At 66.0% G+C, this 17,832-nt stretch carries 15 protein-coding genes; 5 read left to right on the forward strand and 10 right to left on the reverse strand.

Annotated features, from left to right (window positions below; genetic code table 11):
* Positions 1-7: 7 nt before the first annotated feature.
* The 5 genes from ACVMIH_RS22330 to ACVMIH_RS22350 form a co-directional block, all read right to left on the reverse strand.
* Positions 8-535: a tautomerase family protein gene (locus ACVMIH_RS22330; protein WP_456792967.1), complete on the reverse strand. Its 528-nt coding sequence runs from the start codon at positions 533-535 to the stop codon at positions 8-10.
* 103 nt (positions 536-638) lie between these two features.
* Complete coding sequence (locus ACVMIH_RS22335) at positions 639-1,646, reverse strand: GlxA family transcriptional regulator (RefSeq protein ID WP_076829629.1); 1,008 nt, start codon at positions 1,644-1,646, stop codon at positions 639-641.
* A gap of 351 nt (positions 1,647-1,997) precedes the next feature.
* Positions 1,998-2,642, reverse strand: a complete 645-nt coding sequence (locus tag ACVMIH_RS22340; protein ID WP_076829626.1) for an N-acetyltransferase — start codon at positions 2,640-2,642, stop codon at positions 1,998-2,000.
* Position 2,643: 1 nt separating this feature from the next.
* Positions 2,644-3,294, reverse strand: a complete 651-nt coding sequence (locus ACVMIH_RS22345) for a 3-oxoacid CoA-transferase subunit B (RefSeq protein ID WP_018268725.1) — start codon at positions 3,292-3,294, stop codon at positions 2,644-2,646.
* A 24-nt stretch (positions 3,295-3,318) separates the two neighbouring features.
* On the reverse strand, positions 3,319-4,026 hold the full coding sequence (locus ACVMIH_RS22350) for a CoA transferase subunit A (RefSeq protein WP_016842309.1): 708 nt from the start codon (positions 4,024-4,026) through the stop codon (positions 3,319-3,321).
* Positions 4,027-4,270: 244 nt separating this feature from the next.
* Between ACVMIH_RS22350 and ACVMIH_RS22355 the strand changes: the two genes are divergently transcribed.
* The 4 genes from ACVMIH_RS22355 (at position 4,271) to ACVMIH_RS22370 (ending at position 9,701) form a co-directional block, all read left to right on the forward strand.
* Complete coding sequence (locus ACVMIH_RS22355; protein WP_076829623.1) at positions 4,271-6,238, forward strand: AsmA family protein; 1,968 nt, start codon at positions 4,271-4,273, stop codon at positions 6,236-6,238.
* Between the two features lie 156 nt (positions 6,239-6,394).
* Positions 6,395-7,780 (forward strand): ABC transporter substrate-binding protein, encoded by a 1,386-nt coding sequence (locus ACVMIH_RS22360; RefSeq protein WP_057019053.1) that lies wholly within the window; start codon positions 6,395-6,397, stop codon positions 7,778-7,780.
* A gap of 203 nt (positions 7,781-7,983) precedes the next feature.
* A complete protein-coding gene (locus tag ACVMIH_RS22365; protein ID WP_076829621.1) occupies positions 7,984-8,853 on the forward strand; it encodes a carbohydrate ABC transporter permease in 870 nt (289 codons plus the stop codon).
* Positions 8,850-9,701, forward strand: coding sequence for a carbohydrate ABC transporter permease (locus ACVMIH_RS22370; RefSeq protein ID WP_076829618.1), 852 nt, complete (start codon positions 8,850-8,852; stop codon positions 9,699-9,701). The genes ACVMIH_RS22365 and ACVMIH_RS22370 overlap by 4 nt, the downstream gene beginning before the upstream one ends.
* A gap of 114 nt (positions 9,702-9,815) precedes the next feature.
* Here the strand turns inward: ACVMIH_RS22370 and ACVMIH_RS22375 are convergent, their stop codons facing one another.
* The 3 genes from ACVMIH_RS22375 to ACVMIH_RS22385 are packed head-to-tail and all read right to left on the reverse strand — an operon-like array spanning position 9,816 to position 12,651.
* Complete coding sequence (locus ACVMIH_RS22375) at positions 9,816-10,640, reverse strand: ABC transporter permease (RefSeq protein WP_456855280.1); 825 nt, start codon at positions 10,638-10,640, stop codon at positions 9,816-9,818.
* Entirely contained in the window at positions 10,640-11,554 is a 915-nt protein-coding gene (locus ACVMIH_RS22380; protein WP_057019022.1) for an ABC transporter permease, read from the reverse strand. The genes ACVMIH_RS22375 and ACVMIH_RS22380 overlap by 1 nt, the downstream gene beginning before the upstream one ends.
* On the reverse strand, positions 11,551-12,651 hold the full coding sequence (locus ACVMIH_RS22385) for an ABC transporter ATP-binding protein (protein ID WP_244558894.1): 1,101 nt from the start codon (positions 12,649-12,651) through the stop codon (positions 11,551-11,553). The genes ACVMIH_RS22380 and ACVMIH_RS22385 overlap by 4 nt, the downstream gene beginning before the upstream one ends.
* A 296-nt stretch (positions 12,652-12,947) precedes the next feature.
* Here ACVMIH_RS22385 and ACVMIH_RS22390 point away from each other — a divergent pair, with 296 nt between their 5' ends.
* Positions 12,948-14,177, forward strand: coding sequence for a tetratricopeptide repeat protein (locus tag ACVMIH_RS22390; protein ID WP_082653939.1), 1,230 nt, complete (start codon positions 12,948-12,950; stop codon positions 14,175-14,177).
* Between the two features lie 155 nt (positions 14,178-14,332).
* On the opposite strand, the gene ACVMIH_RS22395 is transcribed toward ACVMIH_RS22390, so the two are convergent.
* Positions 14,333-15,799, reverse strand: a complete 1,467-nt coding sequence (locus ACVMIH_RS22395; RefSeq protein WP_057019019.1) for a glycerol-3-phosphate dehydrogenase — start codon at positions 15,797-15,799, stop codon at positions 14,333-14,335.
* A gap of 334 nt (positions 15,800-16,133) precedes the next feature.
* On the reverse strand, positions 16,134-17,657 hold the full coding sequence (locus ACVMIH_RS22400) for an ABC-F family ATP-binding cassette domain-containing protein (protein WP_057019052.1): 1,524 nt from the start codon (positions 17,655-17,657) through the stop codon (positions 16,134-16,136).
* Positions 17,658-17,832: the final 175 nt, after the last annotated feature.

Below are 17,832 nucleotides of genomic sequence, written 5' to 3' on the forward strand. Positions count from 1 at the left end.
GCCCGCGTCAGTCGACGCCCTTGCGGGCAGCGTCGAGCGCGCCCGCAAGCAACTCCAGCGCCTTGACGCGCCGCCGTCGCGCCAGACGCGCCTCGCCGACCTTGCGCTCGTGCTCGCCGGCGATGAAGGCCTGGATGTCCGGCAGCGGACGAATGACGCCACGGCTGCCCCACTGGCCGTCGGGGATCTCGGTCGGAAACACCCAGACCTGCGGCGCCACATCCTCGAACGAACCGCCGGCAGCGCGCACCACCGCGTCGGTGACGTCCTTCACCAAGGCCGCGCGCGAGGCTTCGGTGTACTGCCCCTCGGGGACCGTCGGGACGATGCGAAATCGTGGCGATGGCGATGGCTGTCCCGCCACATAAACGGCGGCCGGCCGATGCAGGAAGACAACGGTGACGCCTTGCGCAACCTTGTTCGCCGGATCGAACCCCTCGTGGCCGATCAGGATATCGCCGAGCTCCTTGATGAGCCGCGCCTCCGCTTCCGGCTTCAGGGCTCCTTCGGGAATTGTCACGTCGATCATCGGCATTGAGGCGACCTCCTGTTGTTGACAGGACGAGGTCTATGCGCGGCGTGCTCCTTGCAGCAGTGGCAGTATCGCCATTCTCAGGGCAAATTCGGACACGGCCTTCTCAGCTAGCGGGGGCCCTGCGCACGAACCGACGCTGGTATTCGCGGGGCGAAAGCCCGGTTTCGCGCTTGAACAGACGACGGAAGGTCGACAGATCGTTGTAGCCGACGCGCCCGCTGACCGCGTCGAGCTTCAGCCGCGTGGTTTCGATCAGGCGCTTGGCCACATCCACCCGCAGCGCCTGCAGATATTGCAGGGGCGCCTCGCCGACCGCCAGCTTGAAGCGGCGGTTCAACGTCCGCTCGCTGACCGAAAGGTCGCGGGCCAGCCTGGCCAGACTGAAGCCCTGTTGCAGCGACTTCTCCATCATGCTCTGTGCCCGCGCCACCAGCGCGTCGGAGTGCTGCGTGTCGCGCGCGCGGCTGGCATAGGGTGCCTGCGAGACGCGATTGCTGTCGATCAGCATCAGCTTGCCGGTCTCGGCGGCTACGTCGGCACCGGCGAATTTCTCGACCAGCCGAAGCGCGAGATTGAGCGAGGTGGTCACCGCGCCCGAGCAGACAATGCGGTTCTGCTCGGTGAGGATCTCGGCGACGCGCAGATCCACTGCCGGGTAGCGCATCGCGAATGTCCGTCCCTTCGCCCAATGGGTGGTCGCAACCCTGCCGTCGAGCAGGCCGGCCTCGGCGAGGATGAAGCTGCCGGTGCAATAGGACGCGAGCAGGGTACCGCGCTCATGCTGCCGACGCAGCGCCGCGAGTAGCGGCTCGACGGTATCGAGCCGCGCGAAGAAACGTTCGATATCGCCGACGAACGGTCCCGGGATCACCACCGCGTCTGCCGAAGACCGCGCACCGATCGGCCCATCGACGCCGATGACCTGGCCTGACGCCGTGTGGACCGGCCGGCCACTCAAGGACTCGACGCGCCACCGCAGCTGCGACGGCGTGCCGCTGCGACGTCGCGGTCGCCGCGACGTCACCGAATTGGCGGCGGTGAACACGTCGACAATCCCCGCCACGCCCGAAGCGAGGATGCCGTCATAGACCCAGATCCGGATGAGTGGCATGGCCCGTGTCCGATTTTGCACAACATGGCGCAATTCTGCCATTGCATGGACGACCGGACAAGCGGGCGGCGGGCGCCGAATGCGCCGCGCCGTGTGGCTGCCCGACGGGAAACTCAGCAAAAAACTGTCAACCCGGACAAACCATGTCGCGAAAATGCGGGCGTATGACTCACAAGCGGTGCCGCACACTCACCGTCGTCCCGGCGCAGGCCGGGACCCATAACCACCGACGCGAATTGTCATGCGCGATTGCAACGACGAGTCCCGCCTGCAACATCCGCCGCGGCGTATGGGTCCCGGCCTTCGCCGGGACGACAGATGTATATGCGGGCCGTTCGCCGTGCGCCCTATTCACATCGCCCGCGCAAATCTGCGAAAGCCAGGCGCGCCGGTCATCGCTTCGAAGGCGGCGTCGCGCTTCTCTTCGGCGAAGGTGAAGCCGGCCTTGGCATAGCAGCGTTCGGCGGCGTCGTTGCCGATCAGGAACGAGATCGATGCCTGCGTGTAACCGGCCGTCTTGCCGTCGGCGAGTGCGCGGCGGATCAAGTCCTGCACCAGGCCGCCGCTGCGATGGGACGCTTGTCGGGCGACATGCTCGATCAGCCAGTCGCCCTCGCCGCCTTGTACCCAGCAGTTACGGGCATAGCCGCCGCGCGCGACGATGGCATCGGCGTCCATGCCGGTCTCTGCTGCGACTTCCTCGATCGCCGCACGTGCGGCGAGGACGGTTCCGGATGCCGGAATCGCGCACAGCGCGGCAGCCGGCACGCCATCGACTTCAGCAATCAGGAAATGGGCGACGTGATACCATGACCGCACCCGCGCCACGGCGAGCCGTGTCATGAACGCCAGGCATTCCGCCTCGCCCCGGTCGAGCGCGATGTCGAACCAGCCGCGCGGCAACGGGCCGCGCTGCGCGGCCAGGACAATGCGGGCGATGAAGCCGGCGTCATCGGATCGTGCGGGACGGATCGAGGATCGTCCCGCGCCGATCATCTCAGGTGTTCTTCAGCGCGACGCGGAATTCGGCCTCGGTCTTGGCCTTGACCTCGTCGAGCGTGACGCCGTCGGCGAGCTCGATCAGCGCCATGCCGTCCTTGCCGTGCTTGTCGATGGTGAACACCGCCAAATCCGTGACGACCATGTCGACCACGCGTTCGCCGGTCAGCGGCAGGTTGCACTGCTTGAGCAGCTTCGGACCGTCCTTGGCGGAATGCTCCATCACGACCACGACGCGCTTGACGCCGGCGACGAGGTCCATGGCGCCGCCCATGCCCTTCACCATCTTGCCGGGGATCATCCAGTTGGCGAGGTCGCCGTTCTGCGCCACCTGCATGGCGCCAAGGATCGACAGATCGATATGGCCGCCGCGCACCATGCCGAAGGAATCGGCCGACGAGAAATAGCTGGTCGAGGGCAGCTCGCTCACGGTCTGCTTGCCGGCGTTGATCAGGTCGGCGTCGACCTCGTCCTCATAGGGGAACGGGCCCATGCCGAGCATGCCGTTCTCGCTCTGCAGGCTGACGTCGATGCCGTCGGGGATGTAGTTCGAGACCAGCGTCGGGATGCCGATGCCGAGATTGACGTAATAGCCGTCGCGCAACTCCTTGGCGGCGCGGGCGGCCATCTGTTCACGGGTCCAGGCCATGTGGCTCTCCTGAAGGATTATGTTTTAGGCGGCGGGCCGCGGACGGGTGTTGCGGAACTCGATCCGCTTCTTGCCGGTCCCGACCTCGACGATGCGCTTGACGAAGATGCCGGGGGTATGGATGTGGTCCGGATCGATCTCGCCGGCCGGCACCAGGTGCTCGACCTCGGCGACGGTGACCTTCGCGGCGGTCGCCATCATCGGGTTAAAGTTGCGCGCGGTCTTGCGGTAGACCAGATTGCCGGCGGTGTCGCCCTTCCAGGCATGGACGATGGCGACGTCGGCGAACAGGCCGCGTTCCATGATGTACTTCTCGCCGTCGAATTCCTTCACTTCCTTGCCCTCGGCGATCAGCGTGCCGACGCCGGTCTTGGTGTAGAAGGCCGGGATTCCGGCGCCGCCGGCGCGGATGCGCTCGGCCAGCGTGCCCTGCGGGTTGAACTCGAGCTCGAGCTCGCCGGCGAGATACTGTTGGGCGAACAGCTTGTTCTCGCCGACATAGGACGAGATCATCTTCTTGATCTGGCGGGTCTCCAGCAGCCGGCTGAGGCCGATGCCGTCGACGCCGGCATTGTTGGAGACGACGGTGAGGCCCTTGACGCCGGACTCGCGGATCGCGTCGGACAGGGTCTCGGCGATGCCGCAGAGGCCGAAGCCGCCCGACATGATCATCATGCCGTCCTTGAGGAGACCATCGAGTGCCGATTTGGCGTCGGGATAAACTTTGTTCATGCAGCGAATACCTGATGGAGGGCGCGGAACGGCTGTGGCAAAGCGGATTATTAGGCGAAATCTTCGCAATGCGTCAATCACGGCCCGGTGCGGCGACGGGCGGCGGCCCGCGGCAGCAACATGGCCTTGAAAGCGACAAGAAAACCCTTCAAGTTGCGTGGGTTGGCAGGGGCCTCCGGCGAGAGCCCGCTGTGTTCGACGACGACCCGACAAAATTCAACCCGACCCGGATATGTCATTGACGATGGCCCAAGGAATTAAGCGCCTGGGGATGCCGATCGCGGCGCTTTTCGGCCTGGCGCTGGTCGGGCTGGTCGGAACGTCGTGGTTCCTCAACCGGGACGCGCTGCAGCGCGCGGTGGAGGCGCAGATCCGCGCCGTGACCGGGCTCGAACTCGTCGTCAACGGCCCGATCGACGTCTCGGTTTTTCCGGGCAGCTACGTCTCCTTTCATAATGTCGGGCTGAAGGGCGCCGATACCATCGGTCCCGCCCTGCAGGTCGACGTGCTGACCGCCAATCTGCGCCTGCTGCCGCTGTTGCTGCGGCGGTTCGAGATTGCCGACGTCATGATGCTCCGTCCGCATATCCATGTGGTCCGCGACGGCGCCGGCGAGAGCAACTGGACGCCGTTCGTCGAGACCATCGCCAAGGCGATGACGCCCGGCGCCGAGAACCAGGTGTCGTTCTCCGAAATCCGGATCCAGGACGGCGAGCTGAACTACCAGGACGGCACCAACAACATCTCCGAGCAGCTCGGCGATATCGACCTGTCGCTGGCCTGGCCCTCGATCTCGCGTTCCTTTGCCGCAACCGGCCAGTTCGACTGGCGCGGCGAACGCGTCGACGGCTCGATCAGCGCCAGCGACTTCGTCGCGTTGCTGTCGGGCGACCGCTCCGGTCTGAAGGCACGGCTCGCCAGCGCGCCGCTGAAAGTTGCTTTCGACGGAACCGTCGCCAACCGCACCAGCCTGATGATGGAAGGCGTCGCCACCATGGACTCACCGTCGCTGCGCAACGCGTTGCGCTGGATGGGCCAGGCCCCGCCCGGCGGCGGTGGCGGCTTCGGCCGCTTCGCGCTGAAGGCCCGCGCCAATGTGGTCGGCGGCTCGGTCGCGCTCACCAATGTCAATGTCGAGCTCGACGGCAACGTCGCCGAGGGCGTGATGACCTACGCCAATAACGGCCGGCAGACGCTGCAGGCGACGCTTGCCGCCGGCAACCTCGATTTCACGCCTTACATCTCGACGTTCCGCCTGCTGGCCAGCGGCCAGCGCGACTGGAACAGGCAGCTGTTCGACCTTTCCTCGCTGTCGTCGACCGATCTCGACATGCGCCTGTCGGCGGCCAAGGTCACGGTCGGCCCGTCCAAGCTCGGCCGCACCGCGTTCGGCGCCAATCTGCGCGGCGGCGCGCTGGCGCTCAGCGTCGGCGAGGCGCAGATGTATGGCGGCATCGCCAAGGGCTCGTTCGCGATCGCGCGCTCGGATGCGGTCGCCGACGTCAGGGCGCAATTCCAGTTCACCGATGTCGATCTGCAGGCCTGCGCCAGCGAATTGTTCGGCATCAACAAGCTGTCCGGCCGCGGCAACCTGAACGTCTCGCTGACCGCCTCGGGCTCGAGCCCGTTCGGGCTCGCGTCGTCGCTCGACGGCACCGCGACGCTGAATGGACATGACGGCGCGATCGCGGGCTTCAATGTCGAGCAGCTGTTGAAGCGGCTGGAGAAGCGGCCGCTGTCCGGCGGCGGCAATTTCCGCTCCGGCTCGACGCCCTACGACAATCTCAGCATCTCGGTGAAATTCGCCGACGGCGTCGCGACCGCTGACGACATTCATGTCGAAAGCCCCACCGCGAAGATCACGCTGACCGGCACGGCCTCGGTGCCGTCGCGCGAATACGATCTCAAGGGCGTCGCCAGCCTGACCTCGGCATCGGCCGGCGGCAACGGTTTCGATCTGCCCTTCGTGATCCAGGGCCCGTGGGACGATCCGCTGATCTTCCCCGATCCGGAAAGCCTGATCCGCCGCTCGCCGGCCTCCGCTCCGCTGCTCGATGCGGTGAAGGATCGCAAGACCCGTGACGCGGTGCGCTCGGTGATCGAGCGCTTCACCGGCGGAGGAGCCGCACGGCCCGCGGCGGCGCCCGATGCTGCGGCAGGCGCGCCCGGCGGCGCACCGGCGGCGTCGGCCGAGAATGCGAAGTCGAACTGAATCCATTCACTTTGCGCATCGATGCACCGGGACCGATCCACGCGCTCGCCGCAAACCCCTACACAAGTCGGCGGCGCGACATCTTTATCGGGTCACGGGCATGCGCTAGTGTTTTCTCCAACCGGTTAAAAAGCCGGCCTCATGAGGGAGAACAACGTGAGATCCAAGGTTATCGGTGCGCTATCAATTGCGGTCGCCGCGGTCGGCCTGTTCGCCGCAACTGCACCCGCTCTGGCCCAGGGCAAGACGATCACCGTCTGGTGGGGCAAGGGATTTTACAAATCCGAAGACGACGCGCTGCTCGAGACGATCAAGAAATTCGAAGCCAAGACCGGCATCAAGGTCGAACTGTCGCAATACGCGATCCAGGACATGATTCCGAAGACGGTCGCCGCGCTCGATTCCGGCACCGTGCCCGACGTCGCCTATTCGGACACCTACGATGTGCAGGCCCAGGGCAAATGGGCCTATGAAGGCAAACTCGAGGATCTCTCCGACATCCTGCTGCCGATGAAGGACGCGTTCGCGCCGAACACGCTGGAGACGGCGCTGCTCTACAACGACGTCGCCAAGAAGAAGGCCTATTACGGCTTCCCGCTGAAGCAGCAGAGCATGCACGTCCAGATCTGGGGCGACATGCTCGAGAAGGCCGGCTTCAAGGCCGCCGACATCCCGACCAAGTGGGAGGATTACTGGTCGTTCTGGTGCGACAAGGTGCAGCCGGCGATCCGCAAGGCGACCGGCCAGCGCATCTACGGCGTCGGCCAGCCGATGGGCGTGGAATCCACCGACTCGTTCCAGTCGTTCTACACCTTCATGGACGCCTATCATGTCAAGCTGGTCGACGACGACGGCAAGCTCCTGGTCGACGATCCCAAGGTGCGCGACGGGTTGATCCACGCGCTGAAGGACTACACCGACACCTACATCAAGGGCTGCACGCCGCCCTCCTCGACGACCTGGAAGGATCCGGACAACAACGTCGCCTTCCACAACAAGACGATCGTGATGACCCACAATTTCACGATCTCGATCGCGGCGAAGTGGTTCGAGGATTCCACCAACCCGGCGCTGACCGACGCGCAGCGCGCCGCCGGCAAGCAGGCCTATGAGCAGGACATCATCACCGCGTCCTTCCCCAAGGCACCGGACGGCTCGACCATCAAGTACCGCTCCGACGTCAAGACCGGGCTGATCTTCGCCAACGCCAAGAACAAGGCGGAAGGCAAGCAGTTCATCGCGTTCCTGATGCAGGAAGACAATGTGCGGCCCTATGTCGAGGGCGCGCTCGGTCGCTGGTTCCCGGTGACCAAGGCCAGCCAGGCGAGCCCGTTCTGGCAGGCCGACCGGCACCGCAAGGCGGTGTGGAATCAGTTCACCGGCGGCACCGCGCCGTTCGACTTCACCAAGAACTGGAAGTTCACCATCCTGAACAACGAGAACGTCTGGGCCAAAGCCATGAACCGCGTCGTCAGCGAGAAGGTGCCGGTGGACAAGGCCGTCGACGAACTGATCGCCCGCATCAAGCAGGTCGCGGGGTAACATCAACGATGACCGGCACTGCCGACACTTGCTCCGCGTCGTCCCGGCGAAAGCCGGGACCATACGCCGAGGCAGTAATTTGGGAGCAGGCTGGTCGACGGCTTTCTGGCAACGGCCGGGCCCTGTGGTTATGGGTCCCGGCCTTCGCCGGGACGACGACGTAGGCGACATCGACGACGTAAGCGACATCTTAGAGTAATCGAATGGCGATCACACTCTCCGCATCCGATGTCCCCTCGCCGCCGTTGTCGGCGCGGCTGTCGCCGCCGCAGGTCTGGGGCATCGTGCTGCTCGCGCCCTATCTGCTCGTCTTCCTCGCCTTCGTGGTCTATCCGGTCGGCTACGGCCTGTGGCTGGCGCGCCATCCGGCGAGCTATGTCGCGCTCTATCACGACCCGATCTTCGCGCGCGCGGCGATCAACACGCTGATCTTCCTGGTCATCGGCATCAACATCAAGATGCTGATCGCGCTGTTCCTGTCCGGCTTCTTCGCCCAGCAGCGGCCCTGGATCAGGTGGCTGTCTGTCATCTTCATCCTGCCCTGGGCGGTGCCCTCGATCCCGACCATCCTGTCGGTGCGCTTCATGCTCAATCCCGAATGGGGCGTGGTCAACCAGCTGATCTTCAAGTTCACCGGCGACGACGGCCCGAACTGGCTGAACGATCCGTCGGTCGCTTTGGCGATGGCGATCGGCGTGCACATCTGGAAGTCGCTGCCGTTCTGGACGCTGATCCTGCTGACCGGGCGGCTCGCGATCTCGCACGATCTGTACGAGGCCTCCGACGTCGACGGCGCCAATTGGTGGCAGAAATTCCGCTACATCACCTGGCCGTCGATGCAGACGCTCTACATCACCTGCACGCTGCTCTCGATGATCTGGACGCTCGGCGACTTCAACAGCGTCTACTTGCTCACCGGCGGCGGCCCCGCCGACCTCACCCACGTGCTGTCGACCCTCGGCATCCGCTATCTGCGCCTCGACCAGCTCTCGCTGGCGATGGCCTCGATCGTCTGCGCCATGCCGTTCGTGCTGCCGCTGGTCTATTTCATGATGAAACGGTTGTCGCGATGAAGCTGCCCACCCTCCGCGAAGTCGGTACCGAAGCCAAGCTGCTGCTGATCGGCATCCCGGTCTTCATCTGGACCATGATCCCGATCTACCACATGTTCGTGTTCGCGATCTCGCCGAAGGAGGACGCGTTCACCGGCAAGCTGTGGCCGACGCATCCGACGCTGCACAATTTCTCGATCGTGTTCCACCAGCAGCATTACTTCCTGCGCGACTTCTGGATCCAGTTCTGGAATTCGACCGTGATCGCGCTCGCGGTCGGTGCGCTGACGTTGTTCGTCGCCACCGCCGCCGCGTTCTCGATCTCGCGGCTGCGCGTGCCGGGCGGCCGCGCCGTCATGAACATGGCGCTGTTCACCTACTTCATTCCGGCCGCGTTCCTCGCCGTGCCGATGTACCGCACCATGGGCAATTACGGCCTGCTCAACAATCACTGGTCGCTGATCCTCGCGATGGTGACGATCGCCGCGCCCTACGCGATCTGGGTCCTGAAGCAGGCCTCCGACAAGCTGCCGGTCGAGCTCGACGAGGCCGCGACGATGGACGGCGCCACCACACTGCAGCTGTTCCGCCTGGTCTATGTGCCCTTGATGATGCCGTCGCTGGTCGCGGTCGGCACCTATGCGATCCTGCTCGCCTGGAACGAATATCTCTACGCGTTCCTGCTGCTGTCGAAGGACACCGACATCACGCTGCCGGTCGCGCTCGGCAACTTCCTCGCCGCGGACGACTCGCCGTGGGAGCTCCTGATGACCACCGGCTTCATCTACGCGCTGCCGCCGGCCGCGGTCTATTACGCCTTCAAGCGCTACATGGTCGGCGGGCTGACGGCAGGCGCTGTCAAGTCGTGACGCGCTGTCATTCCGGGATGGTGCGTTAGCACCAGACCTCAGATGCGCAATTGCGCATCGGGGAATCTCGAGATTCCGGGTTCGATGTTTCACATCGCCCCGGAATGACGGAAATTACAGCGGCGCGGCGCTCTCGCCGCGCGCGCTCGACAGTTTCGACGCGAACGAGGCGATCACGATGATCACGGCAATCAGCGCGATCCCCAGCGTGCAGATCGCGTTGATCTCGGGTTTCACTCCGAGCCGGACCTCGGAATAGATCCGGATCGGCAGCGTCGCCGAACCCGGGCCGGTGGTGAAGCTCGCGATCACGACGTCGTCGAGCGACAGCGTGAAGGCAAGCATCCACCCCGCCACGATCGCCGGCACGATCAGCGGCAGCGTCACCAGGAAGAACGCCCGCACCGGATCGCAGCCGAGGTCCATCGCGGCCTCCTCCAGGCTGCGGTCGAGCGTAGCGAGGCGCGACTGCACCACGACCGTGACGAAGCACATCGTCAGCGTGGTGTGGGCGATCGTCACCGTCCAGAACCCGCGCTCGGCATTGAGCGCCACGAACAAAAGCAGCAGCGACAGGCCGGAGATCACCTCGGGCATGACCAGCGGCGAATACAACATGCCGGAGAACAGTGCCCGGCCCCGGAACCGCTCGCCGCGCGCCAGCCCGATCGCCGCCAGCGTGCCCAGCAGTGTCGCCAGCGTCGCCGACACCGCGGCGACCGACAGGCTCATCCACGCCGCTTCCAGCATGGCGCGGTCGCCAAAGAACTCGCGGTACCAGCGCAGCGACCAGCCGCCCCACACCGTCACCAGCCGCGAGGCGTTGAACGAGTAGATCACGAGGATGACGATCGGCAGATAGAGGAACGCCAGCCCGAGCGCCAGCGACGTCATGTTGAAGCGGGTGAGCCTGGTGAGCCTGGTGACGGGGCGCGTCATCAGCTGTTGGCCTTGAGCTGACGCCGCTGCAGGCGATCGTAGAGTACGAGCGGCGGCACCAGCAGCAGCAACAAGGCGACCGCGGCGGCCGATGCGACCGGCCAGTCCTTGTTGGTGAAGAACTCGAGCCACAGCGTCTGCCCGATCATCAGCGAGTTGGAGCCGGCGAGCAGGTCGGGGATCACAAACTCGCCGACAACAGGAATGAAGCAGAGCAGCGCGCCGGCGCCGACGCCGGGCAGCGACAGCGGGAATGTCACCAGCCAGAACGCCTGCAACGGCGAGGCGCCGAGATCGCCCGCGGCCTCCAGCAGCGACGCGTCCATCCTGGAGAGCGTCGCATAGAGCGGCAGGATCATGAACGGCAGATAGGAATAGACGATGCCGAGATACATCGCGCTGTCCGTCGACAGCCAGACCACCGGCGCGGACACGATGTGCAGCGCCAGCAGAACCTGGTTGAGCAGGCCGTCATGCTGCAGGATGTTGATCCAGGCATAGATGCGGATCAGGAACGAGGTCCAGAACGGCACGATGACCAGCATCATCGCCACGCCCTGCCAACGCTGCGGCAACCGCGCCATGCCGTAGGCAATGGGATAACCGATCAGGAGCAGGATCAGCGTCGCGGTCACCGCGACGACGAGGCTGCGCAGATAGGACAGGATGTAGAGATTGTCCGAGATCAGCAGGCGGAAATTGTCGAACGACAATTGCGCGAACGCCGCGGCCAGCGCCGCGCGGCCCTCAGTGAACTCGAACACCGGCGTATAGGGCGGCTGCGCGATCGCGGTCTGCGACAGGCTGATCTTCAGCACGAAGCCGAACGGCACCAGGAAGAACAGCACCATCCACAGATAGGGCGCGATCGCGGCGAACCGCGCCGGCCGGGCGAAGATGCGGCGCGCGCTCATTGTTCGAGCACCAGGCAATCGTCGGCGGTGAACCATGCCACCACACGCTGGCCGGCGAGATAGGCATCTACATCGAGCCGCGCGGTGTTGGCCATCGACGCGCGCACCACCGCGCCCGTCTCCAGCTTCACCCGGTAGCTGGTCACGCCGCCGAGATAGTTGACGTCGGTGACGACGCCGTCCAGCCGGTTGATCGCCTGCGACGCGCCGCCGTCCGTTGCCGGCGCGCGGCGCGACAGCTTCACCTTCTCGGGGCGGATCGCGACGGCAACGACCTGCCTGGTCACCGGCGGCCACAGCTCGCTGACCGCCAGCCTGCCCGCATCAGCCGTCGCGACCGTCAGGCGCCCGTTCTCGCGGGACGTGACCTCGCCGTTGAACAGATTGATGTCGCCGACGAACTCGGCGATCCAGCGCGAGGCCGGCGCCTCGTAGAGATTGCGCGGGGTGGCGACCTGGACCAGACGGCCGGCATCCATCACCCCGATGCGGCCGGCCATCGTCATCGCCTCCTCCTGGTCGTGGGTGACGATGATGAAGGTCATGCCGAGCCGGCGCTGCAACTCCATGAGCTCTCCTTGCGTGCTCTCGCGCAGCTTCTTGTCGAGCGCCGCGAGCGGCTCGTCGAGCAGCAGCACCTGCGGGCGCCGCGCCAGCGAGCGCGCCAGCGCGACGCGCTGCCGCTGTCCGCCGGAGAGCTGGTCGGGCTTGCGCTTCTCCATCCCCTCGAGCTTGACGAGCGCCACCATCTCGGCGACGCGGGCCGCGATGTCGCCGCGCGCCATGCCGGCACGCTTCAGACCGAAGGCGATGTTGTCGCGCACCGACAGATGCGGGAACAGCGCGTAGTTCTGGAACATCATGTTGACGGGCCGCTCATGCGGCAGCACCTGCGCGATGTCGCTGCCGCCAAGCAGGATGCGGCCCTCGTCCGGCGTCTCGAAGCCGGCGAGCATGCGCAGCAGCGTGGTCTTGCCGCAGCCGCTCGGGCCGAGCAGCGCGAAGAACTCGCCGGCGCGGATATCGAGCGAGAGCTTGTCGACCGCGCGGAAATTGCCGAACGACTTGGCGACACCCTCGACCCGCAGCAGCGGCATGTCCGAGACGGCCGGTTCAGGCAACGGCCTTGCCGCCTCCGCACTCGCTTCGCCCGATGTCACGTCCGTCAGCCCCGATTCCCCGTAAGGTCCGATTCTGGCGGCAAGCTAGCGGTGGATCGCCACCGGCTCAACCGCCTCACGGACATCTCCCGCAATATTGTCGGCGTCCGCGCCTCTGCTAGACTCCGCAGCCAAATCCGGGAGGGCAACCGATGATTCACGACCGCTACGGCCTGCCGCTGACAACGACCTCGGACCGCGCCGCCGCCTACTATGTCGACGGCGTCGATCGCATGCTGGCGGCGCTGCATGGCGCCGATGCGGCATTCGAGGCGGCGATCGCCGAGGACCCCGATTTCGCATTGGCCCATATCGGCCGTGCCCGCGTCCACCAGCTCAACATGGAAGGCGCCAAGGCCCGCGCCAAGGCGGCCGATGCACGGCAGCTGGCCGCGGCCGCAAGCCCGCGCGAGCGCCAGCACATCGAGATCATGGCGTCTGTGATCGAGGGCCAAGGCAAGAAGGCGATGGCCGCGGCCGAGCAGCATCTCAGCGAATATCCGCGCGATGCGCAGGTGCTGTCGCTGTTGCTCGGCGCCTTCGGCCTCTATGCGTTCTCCGGCCGGCCCGATCATGACGCCGCGCGGCTTGCCGTCTGCGAGCGTTACGCCGGCGACTATGGCGACGATTGGTGGTTCCTCACCTATCTCGGCTGGTCGAAAACCGAGGCCGGCGATATCGTCTCGGGTCGCGCCATCACCGAGCGCGGCTATGCGCTGAAGCCGGAGAACGCCGGCGCCGCGCACGCGGTCGCGCATGCGTTGTTCGAGCAGGGCGACGCGGCGGAAGGCCGCAGCTTCCTTTCCGCCTGGCTGCCGGCGAATGACCGGACGAGTTTCCTGCAGGGCCATCTCGCCTGGCACCTGGCCTTGATCGCGATCGAGGAAGGCGACGCCGACAGCGCGCTCGACATTTACGAGCAGCACATCAAGCCGGTAGGCCGCCCCTATCCGCCGCTCAATATCTTCACCGACACGGCCTCGCTGCTGTGGCGGCTGACGGTCGCCGGCAAGACCGGTCTCGAGCAGCATTGGAAGGATGTCGCCGCCTATGGCGACGGCTACTTCCCGAAGGCCGGCGCGCATTTCGCCGACGTGCACCACGCGCTGGTCGCAGCCACGACCAACAACGACGCGCTCGAGGCGCGGCTGGTCGAGATGGCCGCGCGCGCTGCCGACGGCAGACTGGCGCCGGGCCCCGCGGCGATCGGGCTCGGCCGCGGGATCGCGGCCTTCGCCGCCGGCGATCACGACGACGCGGTGCGCATCCTTGCGCCGCTGATGCCAGAGCTGGTGCGAATCGGCGGCAGCCATGCGCAACGTGAATTGTGGGAGGACACCTTCATCGTCGCATGCCTGCGCGCCGGCCAGGGCCGGCAGGCAACGAGCCTGATCTCGGAGCGGCTGCATCGCCGTCCGTCCCGGCGCGACCTCGCCTGGTCACAGGAGGCGGCCCGGCAATAGCCGCTGCTGGAGCTCTCCTCCTTCCCTGAAAGGGGGAAGGTCGGGATGGGGGTCGGCCACGAACGACACCGGTTGTCATGGAGGCAGAATCCCCACCCGCTTTGCTCTGGCGAGCAAAGCGACCTCCCCTTTTCAAGGGGAGGTTTGAATCGAGCTCAATCCATCTTCGCCATGAACGCCGCAAGCGCGTCGCGATCGGCTTGCGGCATGGTCAGCCCGAGCTTTGAGCGGCGCCACAGGATATCGTCGGCAAAGCGCGCCCATTCCTTGCGCATGAGGTAGCGCACCTCGGCGCCGGTCAGTTCGGGACCGAAGGCCGGGCCGAGATCGGCCTTCTCTTTGGCGTCGCCCAGAACATCTCTGACGTTCAGCCCATAGGCGGCCACCAGCCGCCGCGCCTGCGCCTCGCCGAGGAAGCGCCAGCGGTCGCGGACGATGTCGACCTCGGTCTCGAAGCGCTGCCACGCGAACTCGCCGCCCGGCAGCGGCGCCGTTGCGGTCCAGCGCGGCGTCATCGGATAAAACCGCGTGAACTCCGACACCGTCCGCTCGGCGCGGCGCCGCGCGGTGGTGACGTCGCCGCCGAAGATCGTAAGCAGTGGCGCCTTGCCGCGCCTGACATCGAGCAGCGCTGCGCCATCGCTCATGTGCCGGCGCGCGGGCACGAGCACGGAATTGGCACCGGAGACGGTCCGCAGCACATCGACTGGAGCGATCTGTTCGCGAAAGTAGCGATTGGCTGCGTCGCAGAGATAGGCCTCCTCGCGCACACCAATTGCGACCACCGCCGGATCACCCTTGAAGGGATGACTGACGCTGCCGATCAGGGTGAAGTCGCGCTCGTAGGGACTGGCGAAGATCAACCGGCCGTCAGGGTTCTGAAACACATAGACGTTGTCGCAGTCGAACAGGCGGCGCACGACAATCTGGCTGATCTGCACGGTCGCAAGCTGCGGCGCGGGCACGCGCAGCACGATGTCGGCGACCGAGGCGCTCCACGCGCCGGTCGCGCTGACCAGCGCCCGCGCCGTGATCACCCGCCGGTAGCCGCGGTCGATCGCGACCAGCCGCCAGGTCTCGCCGCGCTCGGCCCGGGTCACGCGCGCGCCGGTGCGGATATCGGCGCCGCGCGCTGCGGCATCGACGGCGGTGAGCACGACGAGCCGGGAATCGTCGACGACGCAGTCGGAGTATTCGAACGCGGTTCCGAACGGCCGCTTCAGCGCATTGCCGACCGGATGGTGGGTGACATCGAGCGTCGCCGAGCGCGGCAGACCGCTGCGCGAAGTCAGCCGTTCGTAGAGCAGCAGCAACGACCGCAACTGCCACGGCGGCCGCTCCTCGGCATGCGCCGGGATCACGAAGCGCACCGGCCGCACCAGATGCGGCGCAATGCGCAGCAACACGTCGCGTTCCCTCAGCGCCCGGCGGACGCGGAAGAACTCCCGCCGTTCCAGCCCGGCCAGATCGCCATGGACCAGCCGTGGCGAAGCCTGCGATGCGCCGGAACCGAGATCGCCCTGCTCCAGCAGGATCACGCGCAGGCCGCGGCCGGCGGCATCACGAGCAATGCTCGTCCCGTTCAGGCCACCGCCGATGATCGCGACGTCGTAGTCCGCCATGCGCAACGCCTATCGCATTTCAATGCGAACAAAAGACGGGTTCGCACGAAAAATGCGTCAAGGCGCGGCGCTGAACTACATGATGTCCGGGTGAATCACGGCACACTCACCTTCCCGCTTGCGGGGCGATCGTACGTTTGCACGATTTCGGAATATTGGAATAATGCCCCTGAGTTGCCCGACGTGTCAAGTAGCCTGCTCGAACGCCGGCCGCCGCCGGCTACTTTGCATGGGGTTGTTTTCGATATTTTGGCAGCGCTCCTCCTGCGACGGCCCGCGAGCGGGAGAGGCACACCGTCTTCGCGACGGCTATCCAACCTGACTCCATCACGCGCTAGCCCGCGCCGGCCGCGGCAAAGAACTGTTCCGGTCCATCGACCTCGATCAGCTTCCTGCCGTCGATCACCCAGAATCGGTTGGCCACCGTGCGCACGAACTGGCGGTCGTGCGACACCAGGAGGCAGCTGGCCTGCTGTTCCATCAACTCGTCTTCCAGCGCCTCCTGGCCCTCGATGTCGAGGTGGTTGGTCGGCTCGTCGAGCAGATAGAAGTTCGGCTGGGTGAGCCGCAGCACCAGCATGCCGAGGCGGGCCTTCTGCCCGCCCGACAGCCGCCCGATCGGACGGCCCTGCATCTCGATCGAGAGCCCGGCGCCGGCGAGCAGGCCGCGCGCCCGCTGATCACCGACCTCGAAGCGCCGCGTCAGCATGCGCATCGGCGTGTCGCTATCGGCGAGATCGGCCAGCGCCTGATCGCAATAGCCAAGCACCAATGACTCGGTGGCCCGGATCTCGGCCGGTGCCGCTGCGGCATTCTCGATCGCCAGCCGCAGCGCCGCGACGAAGCGGGTCTTGCCGGCGCCATTCGGCCCGAGCAGCGCAATCCGGTCGCCCTTGCAGATGAACTGCTGGCCGGTCCTGAACAACAGCCGGCCGTCGGGTGTGGCGATCCCGGCGTTGTCCAGCCTGATCAGGACCCTGGCATGGGTGTCGCGGTTAGCGAGCCGGATCGTTCCGGCCGAGCGTTCCAGATGCGCGGGCTTCGCCGTCTCCTCCAGTCTCTCGGCGCGCTGCTTCAATTGCCTGGTCTTCGACAGCAGAAGGTCGCTGCCGGAATTGATGCCGAGATTGTTGAGCTTCGCGGCCTGCTGCCGGAGCTGCCGCACGGCCTTCATGTCGCGCTGATAGCGTCGCTCGTCCGAGGCATCGAATTCGTCGAGCGCCGCGCGCGCCGCGGTATAGGGCAGCGAGAACAGCTGCGACCGCTCCGGGCGCAGGAACAGTGTCCGGTTGGTCGTCGCATCGAGGAAGGCGCGATCGTGGCTTGCGATCACCACCGGCATCTCGCGCGGCAGTGCGTTCAGCCAGGCCTCAAGCCGGCCGATCTTGGCGAGGTCGAGATGGTTGGTCGGCTCGTCGAGCAGCAGCACGTCGGGCTCGGTCACCAGCACGCGGGCGAGCACCGCAAGCCGCAGCCAGCCGCCGCTCAGCTGCTTCAGCGGTCTCGTCCACAGCTCCTCCGGCACCTCGAGCGATTGCAAGGCGACGTCGACCCGCCAGCCCTCGCTGGCGCGCTGCTCGCCGGGAAGCGCCTCGAGCACGGCGGCATGGAACGGCGTATCCAGCAGTCTGGGCGGCGCATCCTGCTCGACATGGCCGACGGTCAGTCCGCGCGCGCGGGTTATATCGCCTTCGTTAGGCTCCATCGCATCTGCGATACAGCGCAGCAGCGTGGACTTGCCGCGGCCATTGGCGGCCACCAGCCCGATGCGGTCGCCGGCATTGACGACGAAATTCAGTTCGGAAAACAGCGGCGCGTTCAGCGTCACGCCGAGATTGCGGACATTGATGAGGGTCACGATCAATTCTCTGGTCTTGCCGGCAATCGCAACATCCCGAGGCGTCCAGCCATCATCGGATGTGCGTGTCGAAGCGCGGCGAGGGATTGATGTGCGGGCGCGAACGCTCAAGCGTCGACGCCGCACGGCCACGAAGGGCAGACCAGGAAGGATTTAGCGCGAGTTTCCGGTCAGC

Source organism: Bradyrhizobium sp. USDA 4503 (genome assembly GCF_054055815.1).

Coding starts and splice junctions, on each gene's coding strand:
- ACVMIH_RS22330 (WP_456792967.1), bottom strand. CDS start 535: ATGCCGATGATCGACGTGACAATTCCCGAAGGAGCCCTGAAGCCGGAA.
- ACVMIH_RS22335 (WP_076829629.1), bottom strand. CDS start 1,646: ATGCCACTCATCCGGATCTGGGTCTATGACGGCATCCTCGCTTCGGGC.
- ACVMIH_RS22340 (WP_076829626.1), bottom strand. CDS start 2,642: ATGATCGGCGCGGGACGATCCTCGATCCGTCCCGCACGATCCGATGAC.
- ACVMIH_RS22345 (WP_018268725.1), bottom strand. CDS start 3,294: ATGGCCTGGACCCGTGAACAGATGGCCGCCCGCGCCGCCAAGGAGTTG.
- ACVMIH_RS22350 (WP_016842309.1), bottom strand. CDS start 4,026: ATGAACAAAGTTTATCCCGACGCCAAATCGGCACTCGATGGTCTCCTC.
- ACVMIH_RS22355 (WP_076829623.1), top strand. CDS start 4,271: ATGGCCCAAGGAATTAAGCGCCTGGGGATGCCGATCGCGGCGCTTTTC.
- ACVMIH_RS22365 (WP_076829621.1), top strand. CDS start 7,984: ATGGCGATCACACTCTCCGCATCCGATGTCCCCTCGCCGCCGTTGTCG.
- ACVMIH_RS22370 (WP_076829618.1), top strand. CDS start 8,850: ATGAAGCTGCCCACCCTCCGCGAAGTCGGTACCGAAGCCAAGCTGCTG.
- ACVMIH_RS22375 (WP_456855280.1), bottom strand. CDS start 10,640: ATGACGCGCCCCGTCACCAGGCTCACCAGGCTCACCCGCTTCAACATG.
- ACVMIH_RS22380 (WP_057019022.1), bottom strand. CDS start 11,554: ATGAGCGCGCGCCGCATCTTCGCCCGGCCGGCGCGGTTCGCCGCGATC.
- ACVMIH_RS22385 (WP_244558894.1), bottom strand. CDS start 12,651: ATGCCGCTGCTGCGGGTCGAGGGTGTCGCCAAGTCGTTCGGCAATTTC.
- ACVMIH_RS22390 (WP_082653939.1), top strand. CDS start 12,948: ATGCTGGCGGCGCTGCATGGCGCCGATGCGGCATTCGAGGCGGCGATC.
- ACVMIH_RS22395 (WP_057019019.1), bottom strand. CDS start 15,799: ATGGCGGACTACGACGTCGCGATCATCGGCGGTGGCCTGAACGGGACG.